15 protein-coding genes are annotated in these 16,274 nt (G+C 74.2%); 8 read left to right on the forward strand and 7 right to left on the reverse strand.

Annotated features, from left to right (window positions below):
- Positions 1-6 precede the first annotated feature (6 nt).
- The 3 genes from EAO70_RS19980 to EAO70_RS19990 form a co-directional block, all read right to left on the reverse strand.
- Positions 7-1,077: a ketoacyl-ACP synthase III gene (locus tag EAO70_RS19980; RefSeq protein WP_148004244.1), complete on the reverse strand. Its 1,071-nt coding sequence runs from the start codon at positions 1,075-1,077 to the stop codon at positions 7-9.
- An 18-nt stretch (positions 1,078-1,095) separates the two neighbouring features.
- On the reverse strand, positions 1,096-2,013 hold the full coding sequence (locus EAO70_RS19985) for an ACP S-malonyltransferase (RefSeq protein WP_148004245.1): 918 nt from the start codon (positions 2,011-2,013) through the stop codon (positions 1,096-1,098).
- An 89-nt stretch (positions 2,014-2,102) separates the two neighbouring features.
- A complete protein-coding gene (locus EAO70_RS19990; RefSeq protein ID WP_148004246.1) occupies positions 2,103-3,284 on the reverse strand; it encodes a PucR family transcriptional regulator in 1,182 nt (393 codons plus the stop codon).
- A 113-nt stretch (positions 3,285-3,397) separates the two neighbouring features.
- Here EAO70_RS19990 and EAO70_RS19995 point away from each other — a divergent pair, with 113 nt between their 5' ends.
- The gene (locus EAO70_RS19995; protein WP_148004247.1) at positions 3,398-4,144 is read left to right on the forward strand and encodes a pirin family protein; all 747 of its coding nucleotides are present in this window, start codon (positions 3,398-3,400) and stop codon (positions 4,142-4,144) included.
- Positions 4,145-4,163: 19 nt separating this feature from the next.
- On the opposite strand, the gene EAO70_RS20000 is transcribed toward EAO70_RS19995, so the two are convergent.
- Positions 4,164-5,357 carry an Ig-like domain-containing protein gene (locus tag EAO70_RS20000; RefSeq protein WP_410091391.1) on the reverse strand — a complete coding sequence of 398 codons (1,194 nt, stop codon included), beginning with the start codon at positions 5,355-5,357 and terminating at the stop codon, positions 4,164-4,166.
- A 194-nt stretch (positions 5,358-5,551) separates the two neighbouring features.
- Between EAO70_RS20000 and EAO70_RS20005 the strand changes: the two genes are divergently transcribed.
- The 5 genes from EAO70_RS20005 to EAO70_RS20025 all read left to right on the forward strand — a co-directional run bounded on the left by EAO70_RS20005 (position 5,552) and on the right by EAO70_RS20025 (position 11,426).
- Positions 5,552-6,727 carry a lipid II:glycine glycyltransferase FemX gene (locus tag EAO70_RS20005; protein WP_148004249.1) on the forward strand — a complete coding sequence of 392 codons (1,176 nt, stop codon included), beginning with the start codon at positions 5,552-5,554 and terminating at the stop codon, positions 6,725-6,727.
- On the forward strand, positions 6,724-8,394 hold the full coding sequence (gene murJ / locus EAO70_RS20010; RefSeq protein ID WP_148004250.1) for a murein biosynthesis integral membrane protein MurJ: 1,671 nt from the start codon (positions 6,724-6,726) through the stop codon (positions 8,392-8,394). Before EAO70_RS20005 ends, murJ begins: the two co-directional genes overlap by 4 nt.
- A 49-nt stretch (positions 8,395-8,443) precedes the next feature.
- Positions 8,444-9,136: a response regulator transcription factor gene (locus EAO70_RS20015; RefSeq protein ID WP_148004251.1), complete on the forward strand. Its 693-nt coding sequence runs from the start codon at positions 8,444-8,446 to the stop codon at positions 9,134-9,136.
- Between the two features lie 161 nt (positions 9,137-9,297).
- On the forward strand, positions 9,298-10,731 hold the full coding sequence (locus tag EAO70_RS20020; RefSeq protein ID WP_261993041.1) for a sensor histidine kinase: 1,434 nt from the start codon (positions 9,298-9,300) through the stop codon (positions 10,729-10,731).
- Complete coding sequence (locus EAO70_RS20025) at positions 10,728-11,426, forward strand: hypothetical protein (protein ID WP_148004253.1); 699 nt, start codon at positions 10,728-10,730, stop codon at positions 11,424-11,426. The genes EAO70_RS20020 and EAO70_RS20025 overlap by 4 nt, the downstream gene beginning before the upstream one ends.
- A 40-nt stretch (positions 11,427-11,466) precedes the next feature.
- On the opposite strand, the gene EAO70_RS20030 is transcribed toward EAO70_RS20025, so the two are convergent.
- Positions 11,467-12,297, reverse strand: coding sequence for a serine hydrolase domain-containing protein (locus EAO70_RS20030; RefSeq protein ID WP_261992954.1), 831 nt, complete (start codon positions 12,295-12,297; stop codon positions 11,467-11,469).
- Positions 12,298-12,348: 51 nt separating this feature from the next.
- Here EAO70_RS20030 and EAO70_RS20035 point away from each other — a divergent pair, with 51 nt between their 5' ends.
- A complete protein-coding gene (locus EAO70_RS20035; protein WP_148004254.1) occupies positions 12,349-12,759 on the forward strand; it encodes a MerR family transcriptional regulator in 411 nt (136 codons plus the stop codon).
- Positions 12,756-13,781 carry an aldo/keto reductase gene (locus tag EAO70_RS20040; protein ID WP_148004255.1) on the forward strand — a complete coding sequence of 342 codons (1,026 nt, stop codon included), beginning with the start codon at positions 12,756-12,758 and terminating at the stop codon, positions 13,779-13,781. The genes EAO70_RS20035 and EAO70_RS20040 overlap by 4 nt, the downstream gene beginning before the upstream one ends.
- 50 nt (positions 13,782-13,831) lie before the next feature.
- Here the strand turns inward: EAO70_RS20040 and EAO70_RS20045 are convergent, their stop codons facing one another.
- Both EAO70_RS20045 and EAO70_RS20050 read right to left on the reverse strand, forming a co-directional pair.
- A complete protein-coding gene (locus tag EAO70_RS20045; protein ID WP_148004256.1) occupies positions 13,832-15,049 on the reverse strand; it encodes an acyltransferase family protein in 1,218 nt (405 codons plus the stop codon).
- On the reverse strand, positions 15,046-16,116 hold the full coding sequence (locus tag EAO70_RS20050) for an alpha/beta hydrolase (RefSeq protein WP_148004257.1): 1,071 nt from the start codon (positions 16,114-16,116) through the stop codon (positions 15,046-15,048). The genes EAO70_RS20045 and EAO70_RS20050 overlap by 4 nt, the downstream gene beginning before the upstream one ends.
- Between the last annotated feature and the right edge of the window lie 158 nt (positions 16,117-16,274).

The following is a 16,274-nucleotide window of genomic DNA, read 5'->3' on the forward strand; positions in this document are numbered from 1 at the left end:
GAGTGCCTAGGGGAGGGTAACGACCGTGGCGGCGAAGACGAGACCCGCCCCGAAGCCGATGATGAGAGCCGTGTCGCCGCTCTTCGCCTTGCCGGTCGCCAGGAGTCGTTCCATGGCGAGCGGAATCGAGGCCGCGGACGTGTTGCCGGTGGTCTCGACGTCACGGGCGACCGTGACGTGCTCCGGCAGCTTCAGCGTCTTCACCATCGAGTCGATGATCCGCATGTTCGCCTGGTGCGGGATGAAGACGTCGAGGTCGTCCGCCGAGATCCCGGCGGCGTCCAGCGCCTGCTGGGCGACCTTCGCCATCTCGAAGACGGCCCAGCGGAAGACCGCCTGACCCTCCTGCGTGATGGCGGGGAACTTGATCTCGCCACTGCTGTCGAGCGGAAGCGTGGCGACGTCGCCGACGGGGGTCCCCCCTGCTCGAGCGGAGCCGAGAGCTTGGGGGAGGAACTCGTTCCACGGGACGGTCTGCTTGATGGTCTCGGACTTGTCGCCCTCGGAACCCCAGACGGTGGGGCCGATGTGCGGCTCGTCCGAGGGGCCGACGACCACGGCGCCCGCGCCGTCGCCGAACAGGAAGGCCGTCGCGCGGTCCTCCAGGTCCGTCAGGTCGCTGAGCCGCTCGACGCCGATGACCAGCACGTACTCCGCGGAGCCCTCGACGATCATGCCCTTGGCGAGCGTCAGGCCGTAGCCGAAGCCCGCGCAGCCGGCGGAGATGTCGAACGCGGCCGGCTTGCCGGCACCGATCTTGTCGGCGATCTCGGTGGCGACGGCCGGGGTCTGCTTGAAGTGCGAGACCGTGGAGACGATCACGGCGCCGATCTGCTCCGGGGTGATCCCGGCGTCGGCGACGGCCTTCCCGGAGGCCTCGACCGACATCGCGGTCACGGTCTCCTCCGGGGAGGCCCAGTGGCGGGTGGAGATGCCGGAGCGCGAGCGGATCCACTCGTCGGACGAGTCGATCTTCTCGAGGATCACCTCGTTCGGCACGACCCGGGTGGGGCGGTAGCCGCCGACACCGAGGATCCGCGCGTACGGGGCGCCCTTGCTGGGCTTGATCTTCGACATGCTTCTCGACACTCCTTGTCAGACGGCCGCGTGCTCAGCGATGAGCGTACGGGCCGCGTCCAGGTCGTCGGGAGTCTTGAGGGCGACCGTGGCCACGCCCGGCAGGGCCCGCTTGGCGATGCCGGTCAGGGTGCCGCCGGGGCACACCTCGACCAGCGCGGTCGCGCCGAGGGCCTGGAAGGTCTCCATGCACAGGTCCCAGCGGACCGGGTTGGCGACCTGGCCGACCAGCCGGGCCACCACCTCGGCGCCGTCGGTGACGACCTGCCCGTCCTTGTTCGACACGTAGCGGGTGGCCGGGGCGGCCGGGGACAGCTCCTTCGCCGCCTCCTCCAGCTTCGCCACGGCCGGGGCCATGTGGGAGGTGTGGAAGGCGCCGGCGACCTTGAGCGCGACGACCCGGCGGACGCCCTCGGGCTTGTCCGCCTCCAGGGCGGCCAGCTGCTCCAGGGTGCCGGCGGCCACGATCTGGCCCGCGCCGTTCACGTTGGCCGGGGTCAGACCGAGCTTCTCCAGGTGCGGGACGGTGACCTCGGGGTCGCCGCCGAGCAGCGCGGACATGCCGGTGGGGGTGATCGCGGCGGCCTCGGCCATCGCGAGCCCCCGGGTCCGTACGAGACGCAGCGCGGCGGTGTCGTCGAGGACGCCCGCGAACGCGGCGGCGGTGAACTCGCCGACGCTGTGACCGGCGACGACACCGGGCGACACGTCGCCGAGCGCGGCGGCCGACAGCAGGCCGGCGGCGACGAGCAGCGGCTGCGCCACGGCGGTGTCACGGATCTCGTCCGCGTCGGCCTTCGTGCCGTAGTGAACGAGGTCGAGCCCGATCGCGTCCGACCAGGCCGCGATGCGGTCGGCGGCGCCGGGGAGTTCGAGCCAGGGAGTCAGGAAGCCGGGCGTCTGGGCGCCTTGGCCGGGAGCGACGAGTACGAGCACCCTCACACTCTCTCTTGCGGACGGCTTCGGGCGCCCGTGGGGACAGGGACGAAGAACCGTCGGGGGAATTGTTGGTGTTCGACAAAAGTCTAGGACTGCGGATCCGCGTCGGCCAAGCGCCCGAGGATGAGCGCGATCCGCAGCGTGAACGCCGAACGGACATCGGAGGGTGACCAGCCGGTGACGTCGGTCACACGTCGAAGCCGGTAGCGCACGGTGTTCGGGTGCACGAACAGCATGCGGGCCGCGCCTTCGAGGCTACTGGCCTGTTCCAGATAGACGCTGAGAGTTTCCAGCAGCGCCGAGCCCGCTTCCTCCAGCGGTCTGTAGATCTCCTCCACCAGCTGCTCGCGCGCCGAAGGGTCGGACGCGATCGCGCGCTCCGGCAGGAGATCGTCCGCGAGGACCGGGCGCGGCGCGTCCTGCCACGCCGAGCAGGCCTTCAGGCCCGCCGCGGCGGCCTGGGCCGAGCGCGTGGCCGCCAGCAGGTCGGGGACCACGGGGCCCGCGACGACCGGCCCCGCCGCGTACGGGCCGATCAGGGCCTTCGCCACGGCCAGCGGGTTGTCGTTGCCGCCGGCGATGACCACCAGCCGGTTGCCGAGGACCCCGGTGAGGACCTGGAGCTTGGCGTGCCGGGCCGCGCGGCGGATCGCCTCCACCGTCAGCTCGCTGTCGCCGTCCGGGGCGGTCCCGAGGATCACGCACACGTGGTCGGGGGAGTTCCAGCCCAGCGCCGCCGCGCGGGACACCGCGCCCTCGTCCGCCTCGCCCGACAGGACCGCGTTCACCACCAGCGACTCCAGGCGCGCGTCCCAGGCGCCCCGCGCCTCGGCGGCCTGCGCGTACACCTGGGCCGTCGCGAAGGCGATCTCCCGCGCGTAGACGAGGAGCGCCTCGCGGAGGATGGACTCGTCGCCGGGCGCGGCGACCTCGTCGATCGCCGTCTCCATGACCTCGATGGTGGTGCGCACCATCTCGACGGTCTGGCGCAGGGTGATCGCGCGGGTCAGCTCGCGGGGCGCGGTGCCGAAGACGTCCGTCGAGATGGCCTGCGGGGTCTCCGGGTGCCGGAACCACTCGGTGAACGCGGCGATGCCGGCCTGGGCGACCAGGCCGATCCACGACCGGTTCTCGGGCGGCATCGCCCGGTACCACGGCAGCGTCTCGTCCATGCGGGCAATGGCGTTGGCGGCGAGCCGCCCGGAGGACTGTTCGAGGCGCTTCAGGGTCGCGGCGTGCGGGTGAGGGGCGTTCGTGGGTTCAGGCACGGGGACAAGACTGCCTTATCGGGACGGCGGCGTGCGGGGTCCCTCCGGGGGCCGGGCCCGGCGCCGGGCCCGGCCCCCGGAGGGCGCCGCGGCGCCGCACTACCGTAGGCCTCGTGATACGCATCCAGCGCGCGGCGGAGCGGTACCCCGGGGGCGACCCGGCCGCCGGGATCGAGACCCGGCACGCCCTGTCCTTCGGCCCGCACTACGACCCCGACAACCTGCGCTTCGGCGCGCTCCTCGCCTGCAACGAGGAGCGGCTCGCGCCCGGGGCCGGCTTCGACGAGCACCCGCACAGCCACACCGAGATCGTCACCTGGGTCGTCGAGGGGGAGCTCACCCACCACGACACCGCCGGCCACACCACCGTCGTCCGCCCCGGCGACCTCCAGCGGCTGAGCTCCGCCGGCGGGGTCCGGCACGTCGAGCGCAACGACGGCGACGTGCCCCTCGTCTTCGTGCAGATGTGGCTCGCACCGCTGTCGCCGGGCGGGGAGCCCGCGTACGAGGTGGTGCGCGGGACCGGCGCGTCCGGCACCTCCTACGACCTTCCGGCGGCGGACGCGCGGCTGCACGTCCACCGGGCCGCGGCGGGCGGGGGGATCCCCGTACCGGCCGCCGACCACGCGTACGTCCACGTCGTCCGCGGCACGGTCGCGCTCGGCGCCGGTGAGCCGGATGGAGCGGACGGTGCGGGCGGGCCGCCGCCGGGGCGCGGCGCGGACGGCACTGGCGAGGAGCCGCTCGGACCCGGCGACGCCGTCCGCCTCACCGGCTGCGGGGACCGCACCCTCGTCGCCACGACCGGTGCGGAGGTCCTGGTCTGGGAGATGCGGGACTGGCGCAGGGCCCTCGGCTGACCGGCCGGGGTCCGGCCCCTCAGGCCAGCGCGCTCTTCTTCCGCCACTGCTCCCAGCTCAGGTTCCACGCCCCGTAGCCGTTGCCCTCGGCGACCGTGCCCTTGGTGTCCCGGCCGGTGATCTCGAAGGGGTCGCCGACGTTCACCGCGGCGTAGAAGGAGGCGGCGTCGGCGTCGCTCATGCCGATGCAGCCGGAGCTCCTGTTGGCGTTGCCGAAGTAGCGGGCGTTCCACGGGGCCGCGTGCGCGTACATACCCGACCAGGTCAGTCGCATCGAGTAGTCGACGTCCTTGTCGTAGGCGTCCCCGAGGCCGACCGTCTCCGAGTTCATGTTGATGGTGCCCTCCTTCGCCATCAGCACGGCCGTGCCCCGCCAGGACCGCTTGTCGCCGCCCGGGGTGCCGCCGGAGACCGGGATCGTGCGGACCGTGCGGCCGTCCTTGCTCAGGGTCAGCCGGTGGCGGTCCAGGTCGACCTTCACGACCTGCGCGGCGCCGACCGTGAAGCCGGTGCGGTAGTCCCGTACGAACCAGCCGCCGCCCGAGTCCGTGCCGTTCAGATCGGCCCGCAGGGTGACCTTCGTGCCCGGCTTCCAGTACGCCCGCGGCCGCCAGTCCGCCCTGTCCCGGCCCGAGTGGTCCTTCACCCAGCCCCAGGAGCCCTCGGTCCCGTTCGAGGTGGTCACCTTCAGCTGCCGCTCCACGTCGGCCTTCTTCGTCACCGGCAGGTCGAAGACGATCGAGAGGGGGTGGGCGATGCCGACGGTGGTGTTCTTGCCGGGGGCCAGGGTCACCTTGTTGACCTGGCCGGCCCGGGCCGTCTCGAAGGAGGACCGGGTGGTCGACTCCTTCCCGTCGGCCGTGCGCGAGGTGACCTCCACGGTGTACCGGGTGCCGGGCGCCGCCTTGCGGTCCGAGACCCAGCGGGTGCCGCCCGCGGCCGCCCGCCCCGCGAGCGAACCGCCGTCCCCGTCACGGACCTTCACCTCGGATATCGTGCCGCCCGCCGCGGTCACCGTCACCGGGACGCCCGCCGCCGGCTCCACGACCGTCACCTTCGCCGGCGGGGACTGCGACCCGTCCGCCGTGGCATCCCCGTTCCCCCCGGGGCCGCTCGCCGCCTGCGCCGAACAGGCCGTCAGGGAGACGGTCAGCGCTACTGCCGCGAGAACGGGACGGGTTGTGCGTATGCGCAGCACGGGAGACCTCCGCAGAGTGTGGGACGCGAGTGGGATGTTTCGGACTCTAGGTCGCCTCCCGCCCCGCACGGCGGGCCCCGGGCCCGTATGACGGGGGCTGCGGCACAACGGTCATCGTCCGGTCACATTCGACGCGCGACTCCGTCGAATTCGGCTGTGAGCCTGCTGTGCGCCCCACCACCGAGGGGCGGAACAAGGAGGCTCCCGTTGTGTCAGCCCTGCTCGTGACGGCCGCGCCCACCGAGCGCCGCACCCTGCGGCTCGGCCCCGTCACCCCCGAGGTCTACCGCGCCTTCCTCGCCTCCCGCTCCGGTGCGGACGGGCCCAGCTTCCTCCAGGTGCCCGCCTGGGCGCAGGTCAAGGACGGCTGGCAGCACCAACTCATCGGCTGGGGACCGGAGTCCGGTGCACTCGCCGGAGTCGCCCTGGTCCTCCTGCGGCCCTTCCCCGGCACCCGCAAGTACTTCGCCTACCTGCCCGAGGGCCCCGTCGCCGACTGGTCCGACCCCGACGTCGACGGCTGGCTCACCCCGCTGCTCGGCCACCTCCGCTCCTGCGGCGCCTTCGCCGTACGCATCGGCCCCGGGCCCGCCTACCGCCGGTGGAACGCCGCCACCGCCAAGGCCGCCACCGGCCCCGGCCGCCGGCTGTCCGACGTCCTCGCCGACGAGGTCGACCCGCTGGGGACCGCCGTCGCCGAACGGCTCCGCGCCCGCGGCTGGCGCCGCTGCGGCGGGGAGTCGGAGGACGGCGCCGACGCCCAGCCCCGCCACGTCTTCCAGGTCCCCCTGGCCGGCCGCACCGCCGATGACCTGTGGACCGGCCTCAACCAGGAGTGGCGGCGCAACGTCCGCAAGGCCCGCAAGTCCGGCGTCGAGATCACCGTCGGATCCGCCGCCGACCTCCCCGAGTTCTACCGGCTGCTCCGCGTCACCGAGGAGCGCGACGGCTTCCGCCTCGGCCGCTCCCTCGCCTACTACGAGCGCCAGTACGCCGTCCTCAACGCCGAGCACCCCGGCCGGATGAAGCTCTACCTCGCCCGCCACGAGGGCGAGATCCTCGCCGCCCACACCATGGTCACCGTCGGCGGCCGGGTCTGGTACCAGACCGGCGCCTCCGCCGACCACCGCCGGGAGGTCCGGCCCTCCAACGCCCTCCAGTGGCGCATGATGCTGGACGCCCACGCCCTCGGCGCCGCCGTCTACGACCTGCGCGGGGTACCCTCCACCCTCGACCCGGGCGACCGTGCCCACGGGCTGCTCCGCTGGAAGCTCGGCACGGGCGGACAGGTCGTCGAGACGCTGGGGGAGTGGGAGACACCGTTGCAGGGCACGACCAACCACGCGCTGTTCCGCGCCTTCCAGGCGTACCTGGCCCGCCGATGACCGCCACGCTCACCGCCGAACAGCCCGGCAGGGAACGGGCGAAGCCCCGCCCGTCCGCGCTGCGCAGCGGCGCGCTCATGGCCGCCGGTTCGCTCGTCTCCCGCGCCACCGGCTTCGTCCGCGCCTCCGTCGTCGCCGCCGCCCTCGGCGCGGCCGCCGTAGCCGACGGCTACGCGGTCGGCAACACCGTCCCCACCATCATCTACACGCTCCTCCTCGGCGGCGCCCTCAACGCCGTCTTCGTCCCCGAGCTGGTCAAGGCCGCGAAGGAGCACGAGGACGGCGGAGCCGCCTACACCGACCGGCTGCTCACCCTCTGCGTGCTCGCCCTCGCCGTCCTCACCGCCGCCGCGGTGTTCGCCGCGCCCCTGATCGTCGACACCTACACCGACTACACCGGCGCGCAGCGGGAGATGACCGTCGCCTTCGCGCGCGCGTGCCTGCCGCAGATCCTCTTCCTCGGCCTCTTCACCCTGCTCGGCCAGGTCCTCAACGCCCGGGGCCGCTTCGGCGCCATGATGTGGACCCCCGTCCTCAACAACGTGGTCGTCGTCGCCGTCTTCGCCCTCTTCCTCGTGGTCTCCGACGGCGGCGCCCTCACCCCCGGCGAGACCGCCCTGCTCGGCTGGGGCACCACCGCCGGCATCGTGCTCCAGGCCCTCGCCCTCCTGCCCTCGCTGCGCGCCGCCCGCTTCCGCTGGCGGCCCCGCTTCGACTGGCGCGGCAGCGGCCTCGCCGCGCCGCTGCGCTCGGCGGGCTGGCTGGTCCTGCTCGTGCTCACCAACCAGGGCGCGTACTGGGTGACCACCCTGCTCGCCACCTCGGCGGGCGGCACGGTCAGCGGCGGCGGCCTCGCCGCGTACAACAACGCCTATCTCCTGTGGTCGGTCCCGCACGGCATCATCACGGTCTCCCTCGTCACGGCGTTGCTGCCCCGGATGAGCGCCGCGGCCGCCGACGGGGACCTCGTGGGGGTCCGCCGGGACGTCTCGTACGCCCTGCGGACCAGCCAGGCCGCCGTCGTCCCGGCCGCCTGTGCCCTCCTCGCGCTCGCCGTCCCCCTGCTGACGGCCGTCTTCCGGTACGGGGCGACCACCGGCGACGACGTCCGCGCGATGTCCTGGATCCTGATGGCCTTCGCCCCCGGCCTCGTCGCCCTCTCCGGGCAGTACGTGTGCAACCGGGCCTTCTACGCGCTGCGGGACACCCGCACCCCGTTCCTGCTGAACCTGGTGATCGCCGGGCTCAACGCGGGACTGTCGCTCGCCGCCCACCACTACCTGCCCACCCGCTGGGCGGTCGCCGGCATGGCCGCCGGATACTCGCTCGCCCTCTGGGTGGGCTGGGCCGTCACGGCCTCCGTGCTGCGCGGGAGGCTCAAGGCGAGCGGCCCGGCGCCCGGCGGTCCGGCGACCGTCAGCCCGGTCTCCGGGGGTTCCGCCGGGGCGCTCGTGCGGCTGCTGGCCGCCGCCGTCCCCGCTGCCGGTTACGGACTCCTCGTCACCGACCTCACCGGCCCGGCCGGGGCGGTGCCCTCCGGGGCGGCCGGCGCGCTGACCGTCCTCACCGTCTTCGCCGTCCTCGCCAGGCCCCTGGGGCTCACCGAGGTCCAGGCCCTCCTCGGGGCCGGGAGCGGCCGGCTGCGCGGTCTCGCCCACCGCCGCTGAGCCCACCCCCTCCGCCAGGAGGGGCCCTTCGACCTTGGATACTTCACAGATGCCCCGCGTGCTCCTGATAGAAGACGACCCCTCCGTCCGCGAAGGCGTCGAGCTCGGACTCCGGCGCCGCGGGCACGAGGTGCGCACCGCCGCCACCGGGGAGGCCGGACTCGACGCGCTCGCGGAGTTCCGGCCGGACCTCCTGCTGCTCGACCTGATGCTGCCCGGCATCAACGGCGTCCAGGTGTGCCGCCGGGTCCGCGAGAACAGCCAGCTGCCGATCATCATGCTGACCGCCCGCGGCGACGACTTCGACGTGGTCATCGGCCTGGAGGCCGGTGCCGACGACTACATCGTCAAGCCCGCCCGTACCGAGGTCATCGAGGCCCGCATCCGGGCCGTGCTGCGGCGCATCGAGGAGCCGGCCGGCGGCCGGGCCGCCGTCGAGTTCCACGGGGAGCTGGCCGTCGACCGGGCCGGCCTCACCGTCGCCAAGGCGGGCGAGCGGATCGCCCTCGCCCCCTCCGAACTGAAGCTGCTGCTCCACCTCACGGCCGCGCCCGAGCAGGTCTTCAGCCGCCAGCAGCTCCTCGAACACGTCTGGGAGCACAGCTACCACGGCGACGCCCGGCTGGTCGACGCCTGCGTCCGGCGGCTGCGGAACAAGATCGAGGACACCCCGGGCGAGCCCCGCTACATCCAGACCCTGCGCGGCTTCGGCTACCGCTTCGGCCCGCTGGGCCCGCAGTGAAGGCCTGCGTCACCCCGGACGAGGACACCGGACGGGACGGCCCCGGCGGGCACGGCGGGCACTCCGGTCACGGCCACAGCCACGACCGCGATCAGGACCACGGGGCGACCGGGCGCGGGCGCCGCAAGCGGGCCGCCCGGCGCGAGGGCCGGAGCCCGCGGCTGCGCCCGCACCCCTTCGGACTGCGCACCCGGCTCGTCCTCGCCTTCCTGCTCGTCGCCGCCGTCGGCTGCGGCACCACCGCGGCGCTCACCTACCGGGCCGCCCGCAACGCGATCCTGGAGCAGACCCAGGACACCGCCGTCTCCGCCTTCCGCGAGCAGGTCGCCGCCATCGGCGTCACCCTGCCCGTCGAACCGGACATGCTGCGGGACACGCTCATGCTGGTCGCCCGCCAGGGCAAGCCCCGCGCCTGGCGCGTCTACGCCGAGTACGGCACCCTCCGCGTCTCCTCCACCGACCGGCCCACCTCCTCCGTCATCACGCCGGAGCTGCGGGCCCGCGCCGCCGGCGACGAGGCCGTCCCGCACGGCAGCTTCCAGCGGGTGGTCAAGAACGGCACCCCGTACCTCACCATCGCCGTCCCCGCCGTCTTCCTGGCCCACTCGCCCGACGGCCCGCCGCAGCGCACCGGCCTCGTGTTCTACGCCGTCATGGAACTCGACGAGGAGGAGGCCAACGTCGAGGCGATGGTCACGGCCGCCCGCGACGGCGCCCTGCCCGCCCTCGCCGTGGCCCTGATCCCCGCCCTGATCGCCGCGCGCGGTGTGCTCCGGCCGGTACGCGAGCTCCGCCACGCGGCCCGCAGCATGGGACGCGGCCGGCTCGACACCCGTATCCACGCCACGGGCAGCGACGAACTCGCCGACCTCGCACGGACGTTCAACGAGTCCGCCGCCGAGCTGGAACGTTCCGTCGCGGAGCTGCGCGACGCCGAGGCCCGGGCCCGCCGCTTCGCCTCCGACGTCTCCCACGAACTCCGCACCCCGCTCGCCGGGATGCTCGCCGTCACCGAGGTGCTCGACGAGGACGCCGGCGGCCTCGACAGCGACACGGCCCGCGCGGTCCGCCTCATCAGCGCCGAAACCGGCAAGCTCGCCGTACTCGTCGAGGACCTCATGGAGATCTCCCGCTTCGACGCCCGCGCCGCGGAGCTGCACACCGACGAGGTCGACGCCGCCGACTGCGTCCGCAAGACCCTCCAGCACCGGTACTGGACCGATCCGGCGCAGGTCGTCACGGACCTCGGGGAGGGGATCAGGGCCCGGCTCGACCCGCGCCGCTTCGACGTCGTCGTCGCCAACCTCGTCGGCAACGCGCTGCGGCACGGCGCGGCGCCGGTGACGGTCCGGCTGTGGGCGGAGGAGGAACAGCTGGTGACGGAGGTCGCCGACCGGGGTCCCGGCATCCACCCGGACGTCCTGCCGCACGTCTTCGACCGCTTCTACAAGGCGGACCAGGCCCGGACCCGCTCGGCGGGCAGTGGCCTCGGCCTCGCGATCACCCTGGAGAACGTTCGGCTCCACGGGGGCACGGTCACCGCCGCCAACTCCCCGGAGGGCGGGGCGGTCTTCACGGTGCGGATGCCGCTGTGACCGGCACGGACACCGCCGTGACGGGCACCGGGACCGCAACCGGCACGGACACCGCGACCGGCACCGTGACCGTGGGCGCCCGGCGCCGCCGCGCGGCACGGAGGGACGCCCGCCGCCGTACGGCCGCCGCCCTGCTCGCCCTGCTGGTGCCGGCCGTCGTGGCCGGCTGCGGCATCCAGAAGACCGACGTCGTCGAGGCGGGCGGGGCGGCCACGGTCAAGGCCCAGCCGCCGCCGAGCGACCGGGTCGTGCTGTACTTCGTCGACGCCGACGGCCGCTCGATGCCGGTGGCCCGCGGGCTCGGTGTCCCCGGGCCGGGCGACGGCTCCCCGACCGACTTCTTCGGCCCGGACTACGAGATCTCCCGCGACGGGGTGGCCACCGACAAGATCCTCGCCATGCTCGTGGCCGGACCGCGGCCCTACGAGGTCACGGCGGGCATCACCACCGCCCTCCCCGGGGCGGAGGCGGGAAGCCCGACCGTGCTGCAGGACTCGACCGGGGAGCCCGCGACGGGCGCCAGGACACGCCGGCTTGTCTGGATCCGCACGCCGTTCCCCGTGAAGAAGCTGTCCGAGGCGGGTGTCCGCCAGCTGGTGTGCACCACCGCCTACGCGGAGGACGACGCCGGTCTCGTCGACGTGTCCCTGAGCGGCCCGGACGGCATCCTGCCCACGGCCCGCTGCGACGCATAGACGAACAACCGGCGGGGCGCGGCGGTGCCGGGTCAGGCTCTCAGGCCGCCCGCAGATCGGCCAGGACCGCGTCGGTGAACGGCGGCCACGTCTCGACCGCCCACGCCCCGAAGGGCCGGTCGGTCAGCGCCACGCACGCCGCGCGCGCGTCCGGGTCCACCCACAGGAACGTGCCGGACTGCCCGAAGTGCCCGAAGGTGCGCGGCGAGGAACCGGCGCCCGTCCAGTGCGGGGACTTGCCGTCGCGGATCTCGAAGCCGAGACCCCAGTCGTTGGGCCGCTGGTGCCCGTACCCGGGCAGGATGCCGGTCAGTCCGGGGTACGCGACGCTCATTGCCTCCAGGACGGTCCGCGGGTCGAGCAGCCGCGGCGCCTGCAGCTCGGCGGCGAACCGCACCAGGTCGTCGACGGTCGAGACGGCGTCCTTGGCGGGCGAGCCGTCCAGCGTCGTCGACGCCATGCCCAGCGGCTCCAGGACGGCCTGCTGGAGGTACTCGGCGAACGGGATGTCGGTCGCCTTGGCCAGGTGGTCGCCCAGGGCCTCGAAACCGGTGTTGGAGTAGATCCGGCGGGTGCCCGGCGCGGCCATGACCCGGTTCTCGTCGAACGCGAGCCCCGAGGTGTGGGCGAGGAGGTGGCGCACGGTCCCGCCCTCGGGCCCGGCCGGCTCGTCGAGGTCGATCGCCCCCTCCTCGTACGCCACGAGGACGGCGTACGCCGCGAGCGGCTTGGTCACGGAGGCGAGCGGGAAGCGCTGCCCGGTGGGGCCGTACGACCCGGCCAGGGTGCCGTCCGCGCGGACCACGGCGGCCGCCGCGGTGGGGACGGGCCAGTTCTCGATCGACGCCAGACTCGGCACGCTGCTCTGCATGGGGCCGAGCCTACTTGCTTGGAGTGCACTCCAACGTTTTAGCGTGGAGGCATGAGCGCGACGGCGAGCACGAGCCCGATCCGGCCCCGGACCCACCACACCATCAGCGAGGTCTCCGCGCTGACCGGCCTGTCGGCGCACACCCTGCGCTGGTACGAGCGGATCGGCCTCATGCCGCACGTCGACCGCTCGCACACCGGCCAGCGCCGCTTCACGGAGCAGGACCTGAACTGGCTCGCGTTCGTCGGCAAGCTGCGGCTCACCGGGATGCCGGTCGCGGACATGGTCCGGTACGCCGAGCTGGTGCGGGAGGGCGACCACACCCGGGACGCCCGGCGGGAACTCCTGGAGGCCACCCGCAGGGACGTGCTCGTCCGGATCACCGAGCTCCAGGACACGCTCGCCGTGCTCGACATCAAGATCGGCCACTACGGCACCGCATGCGGAGGAACACCTTCATGACCAGCGTGAGCAGGATCGACACCGTACGCCTCGGCGGCGAGGACGGCCCCGAGATCGGCGTCCAGGGCTTCGGCGCCATGGGGATCAGCGAGTTCTACGGCGACACCGAGGAGGCGGCCGCCCGCGACACCCTCGACGCGGCCCTGGAGGCCGGTGTCACCCTGATCGACACCGCCGACATCTACGGCAACGGCGCCAACGAGGAGTTCCTCGCGCCGTTCCTCGCCGCCCACCGCGACGAGGTCACCCTTGCCACCAAGTTCGCCGTGGAGCGGCGCGCCGACGACCCCGCCTACCGGGCCCTCCGCAACGACCCCGCGTACATCAGGAAGGCCGTCGAGGACAGCCTGCGCCGGCTCGGCATCGAGACCATCGACCTCTACTACATGCACCGCCGCGACCCGGAGATCCCCTTCGCCGAGTCCGTCGGCACCATGGCCGAACTGGTTCGGCAGGGCAAGGTCCGCCACCTGGGCCTCAGCGAGGTCACCGGGCCCGAGCTTCGCGAGGCGTACGCCGTCCACCCGATCGCCGCCCTCCAGTCGGAGTGGTCGCTCTTCTCCCGGGACGTGGAGCGCAGCGCCGTCGGCGCGGCCGCCGAGCTCGGCGTCACCTTCGTGCCCTACTCGCCGCTCGGCCGCGGCTTCCTCACCGGGGCCTTCGCCGACGCCGCCAAGGACCTGTCGGGCGGCGACTTCCGCCGGAGCCAGCCCCGCTTCACCGGCGAGAACGCGGAGCGCAACGCCGCCCTCCTGGACCCCGTCCGCAAGATCGCCGCCACGCACGGCGCGACCCCCGCGCAGATCGCCCTCGCCTGGGTGCAGCAGCGGGCCGCCGTCCACGGCCTCACGGTCGTCCCCATCCCCGGCACCCGCAAGCGCTCCCGCCTCCTGGAGAACGCCGCCGCCACCCGCATCGTGCTCACCGCCGACGAGCTCGCGGAACTGGAGCCCATCGCCGGCCTGGTGACGGGCGACCGCTACCCGGACATGAGCTCGACGTCGGCGGCCCGCGAGGTCTGATCCCGCGGCCCCCGGGGCGCCGGGGCCCGGGGCTCCGCGCCCCGGGGGCCTCACGCCAGTCCCAGGGCGAAGGCCGCGAAGCCCGCCGCGAGCAGCCCCGCCAGGGTGCGGCGGCCCGGCCCGGTCTTCGCCCACGGGGACTCGAACCCGCGCGCGTACCGCCCGATCAGGGCGAGCAGTCCGGCGAAGACCGGCATCCACGCCAGCCGCGCCAGGATCCAGCCGACCGAGTCCGGCGCGCCGACCAGCCCCGGGACCTCGCCGAGAAACGCGGCGGGGACCGCCGCGGTGAGCATCGCCGTCTGGTGCCAGCACAGGATCGTCATCGCCGACAGGTTCACGACCACGACCGGCGCCCACAGCGCGGGCCGCTTCAGGAGCCTGCCGAGCCGGTCCCTGAGCAGGATCGCGGCGCCGCTCTGCGCGGCCGCCAGGGCGAGCACGAGCAGCGACGGCGGATGGGAGTTGGTGCGGGCCTCGCCGGGGACGCCGACCATCGACGCCGGGTAGCCGAAGACGAGCAGCAGGACGGCGAAGAGCACGGCCCCGCCGACCAGCAGCGCCCGGGCGTGCCGCCGGGTGACCCGGCCCTCGCCCCAGGAGACGCCGAGCTGGTACGCGAAGAGCCAGCCGGGCAGGATGTTGAGGAGGGTCAGCCAGGAGGGCACGGCGTCCGCGTACGGGCCGTAGCGCAGGAAGTCGACGAGGGCCACCGAGCCGAGCAGCGGCGCCGCGGCCCACACCCCGAGGCGGCGGGCCGCCCGCACGCACAGCGGGGTGAGCGCGGTGACCACCGTGTACACCCCCACGAACCACAGCGGCTGGATCACCAGCGTGGACGCCGTCCGCAGGGTGTCCACGGGCACGTCGAACCCGAAGCGCAGCACCGGCAGGAGACCCGCCCAGACGGCGGTCACCCCGAGCACCGGGCGGCCGAGCCGCGCGAGCCTGCCACCGAGCCACGCGCGCGTGGAGCCCGTTCTCCGCCGGTAGGAGAGGACGGAGGCGTAGCCGCCGACCAGGAAGAAGATCCCCAGCATCTGGAGGACCCAGCTGACCGGCGCGAGCCCCGCGAAGGCGCGCAGCGGACTCGCGTTGTGGATCGCCCCGTCGGCGGAGAGCGTGAAGCCGCCGAGCAGCCAGTGCCCGGTGGGCACGGCCAGCAGGGCGAGGGCGCGCAGCCCGTCGATCGCCCGGTCGCGGTGGGCGGGGGTGCCCGCCTCGATCGTCCGCGTCGTGCGGCGGGCCAGGGTCGCGAGGCTGCTCATCGGCCCTCTCCCTCGGTACGGGCGCCGGCGGCGGCGCGGACGGTGGCGGGGACGACGGGTGCGGCGGCGGGGCGGGGCTCGTCGGCCGTGCGGACGGAGCCGTCGGCGATCGCGGCGAAGGCGCGCAGGGACGAGGTGCCCGGCGCGAGGTAGCCGCCGTGGCCGGCCGCGTCGTCGGCCGCGATCCGGCGCGCCCCGAACGCCGGGTCGGCGGGGTCGGCGCCGTGGCCGAGGTCGCCGACCCGGACGTTCGGGATCCGGTCGATCCAGTCGGTCGGGTCCTTCGCCGCCCAGACGCGGGCGGAGGTGCCGAGGTCGGCCACGTTCGCGGCGCGCATCCCGGGGGAGCCGAAGACCACCAGGTCCTTGGCCTTCAGCCGGTGGGCGGCGAGGCCGCAGACCACAGAGCCGTAGCTGTGGCAGAACAGGGACGGCTCGGGTGCCCCGACGGCCGCGAGGCCGTCGACGAAGCGGGTGAGCCGGTCCGCCCCGGCCTCGGCCAGTCGGCCGGTGGCCGCGTCCACGCCGACGCCGACCGGAGTGGTGTACCCGGCCCAGGCCACCACCGCCGTGTCGGGTCCCGCGGCCTGTCGCAGGGCGGCCGCCATGTCGGTGAGCGACCGCACGCGGTCCGCGGCGACGTCCGATCCGGGCACGATCACCGCGACGTGTGCGGCCCGCGCCAGGTCCCCGTACACCAGGGCCACCTGGCCGCGGCCGCGGCCGTCGTGGGCGAGGACCTGCGCACCGCCGAACGCCCCGCGCGTGGTGCGGGCGTTGGCCTCGTACCGCAGCTCCGGCGGCGCCCCGTCGAGGTTCCCGACGACCGTCGGATGCGTCCGGGCCAGCTCCCGCTGCCGTACCGGGCTCAGCCCGGCGAAGAACCGCGCGATGCCGGCCGGGCCCGTCCGCACCGGGTCCGGCAGCCCCGCGGCCCGCCACTCCGCCGTCCCGACCGGTGCCCCGGTGACCGCCTCCTGGCTGTCGCCCGCCGCCCAGCCGGCCGTCCCGCCGACCACCGCGGCGACCACGGCCGCGGTGATCAGGGTCCTCGAAATACGGCGCATGGGGTCGCCCTCCCTCTCCGGTACTCGCTCGTTCGCTGGCGAGAGGAAGGTAGGAAGGCGACGGGTGACGGCACGTCACACCGGGGGGCCAACTCCCCTTTGATACCCGGGTAGGGGGTGGAGGAGCGGGCAACACCAGGAAAGGGGTGGGGTTCTCC

The organism is Streptomyces sp. adm13(2018), from assembly GCF_008042145.1.
Lineage (GTDB): Bacteria > Actinomycetota > Actinomycetes > Streptomycetales > Streptomycetaceae > Streptomyces.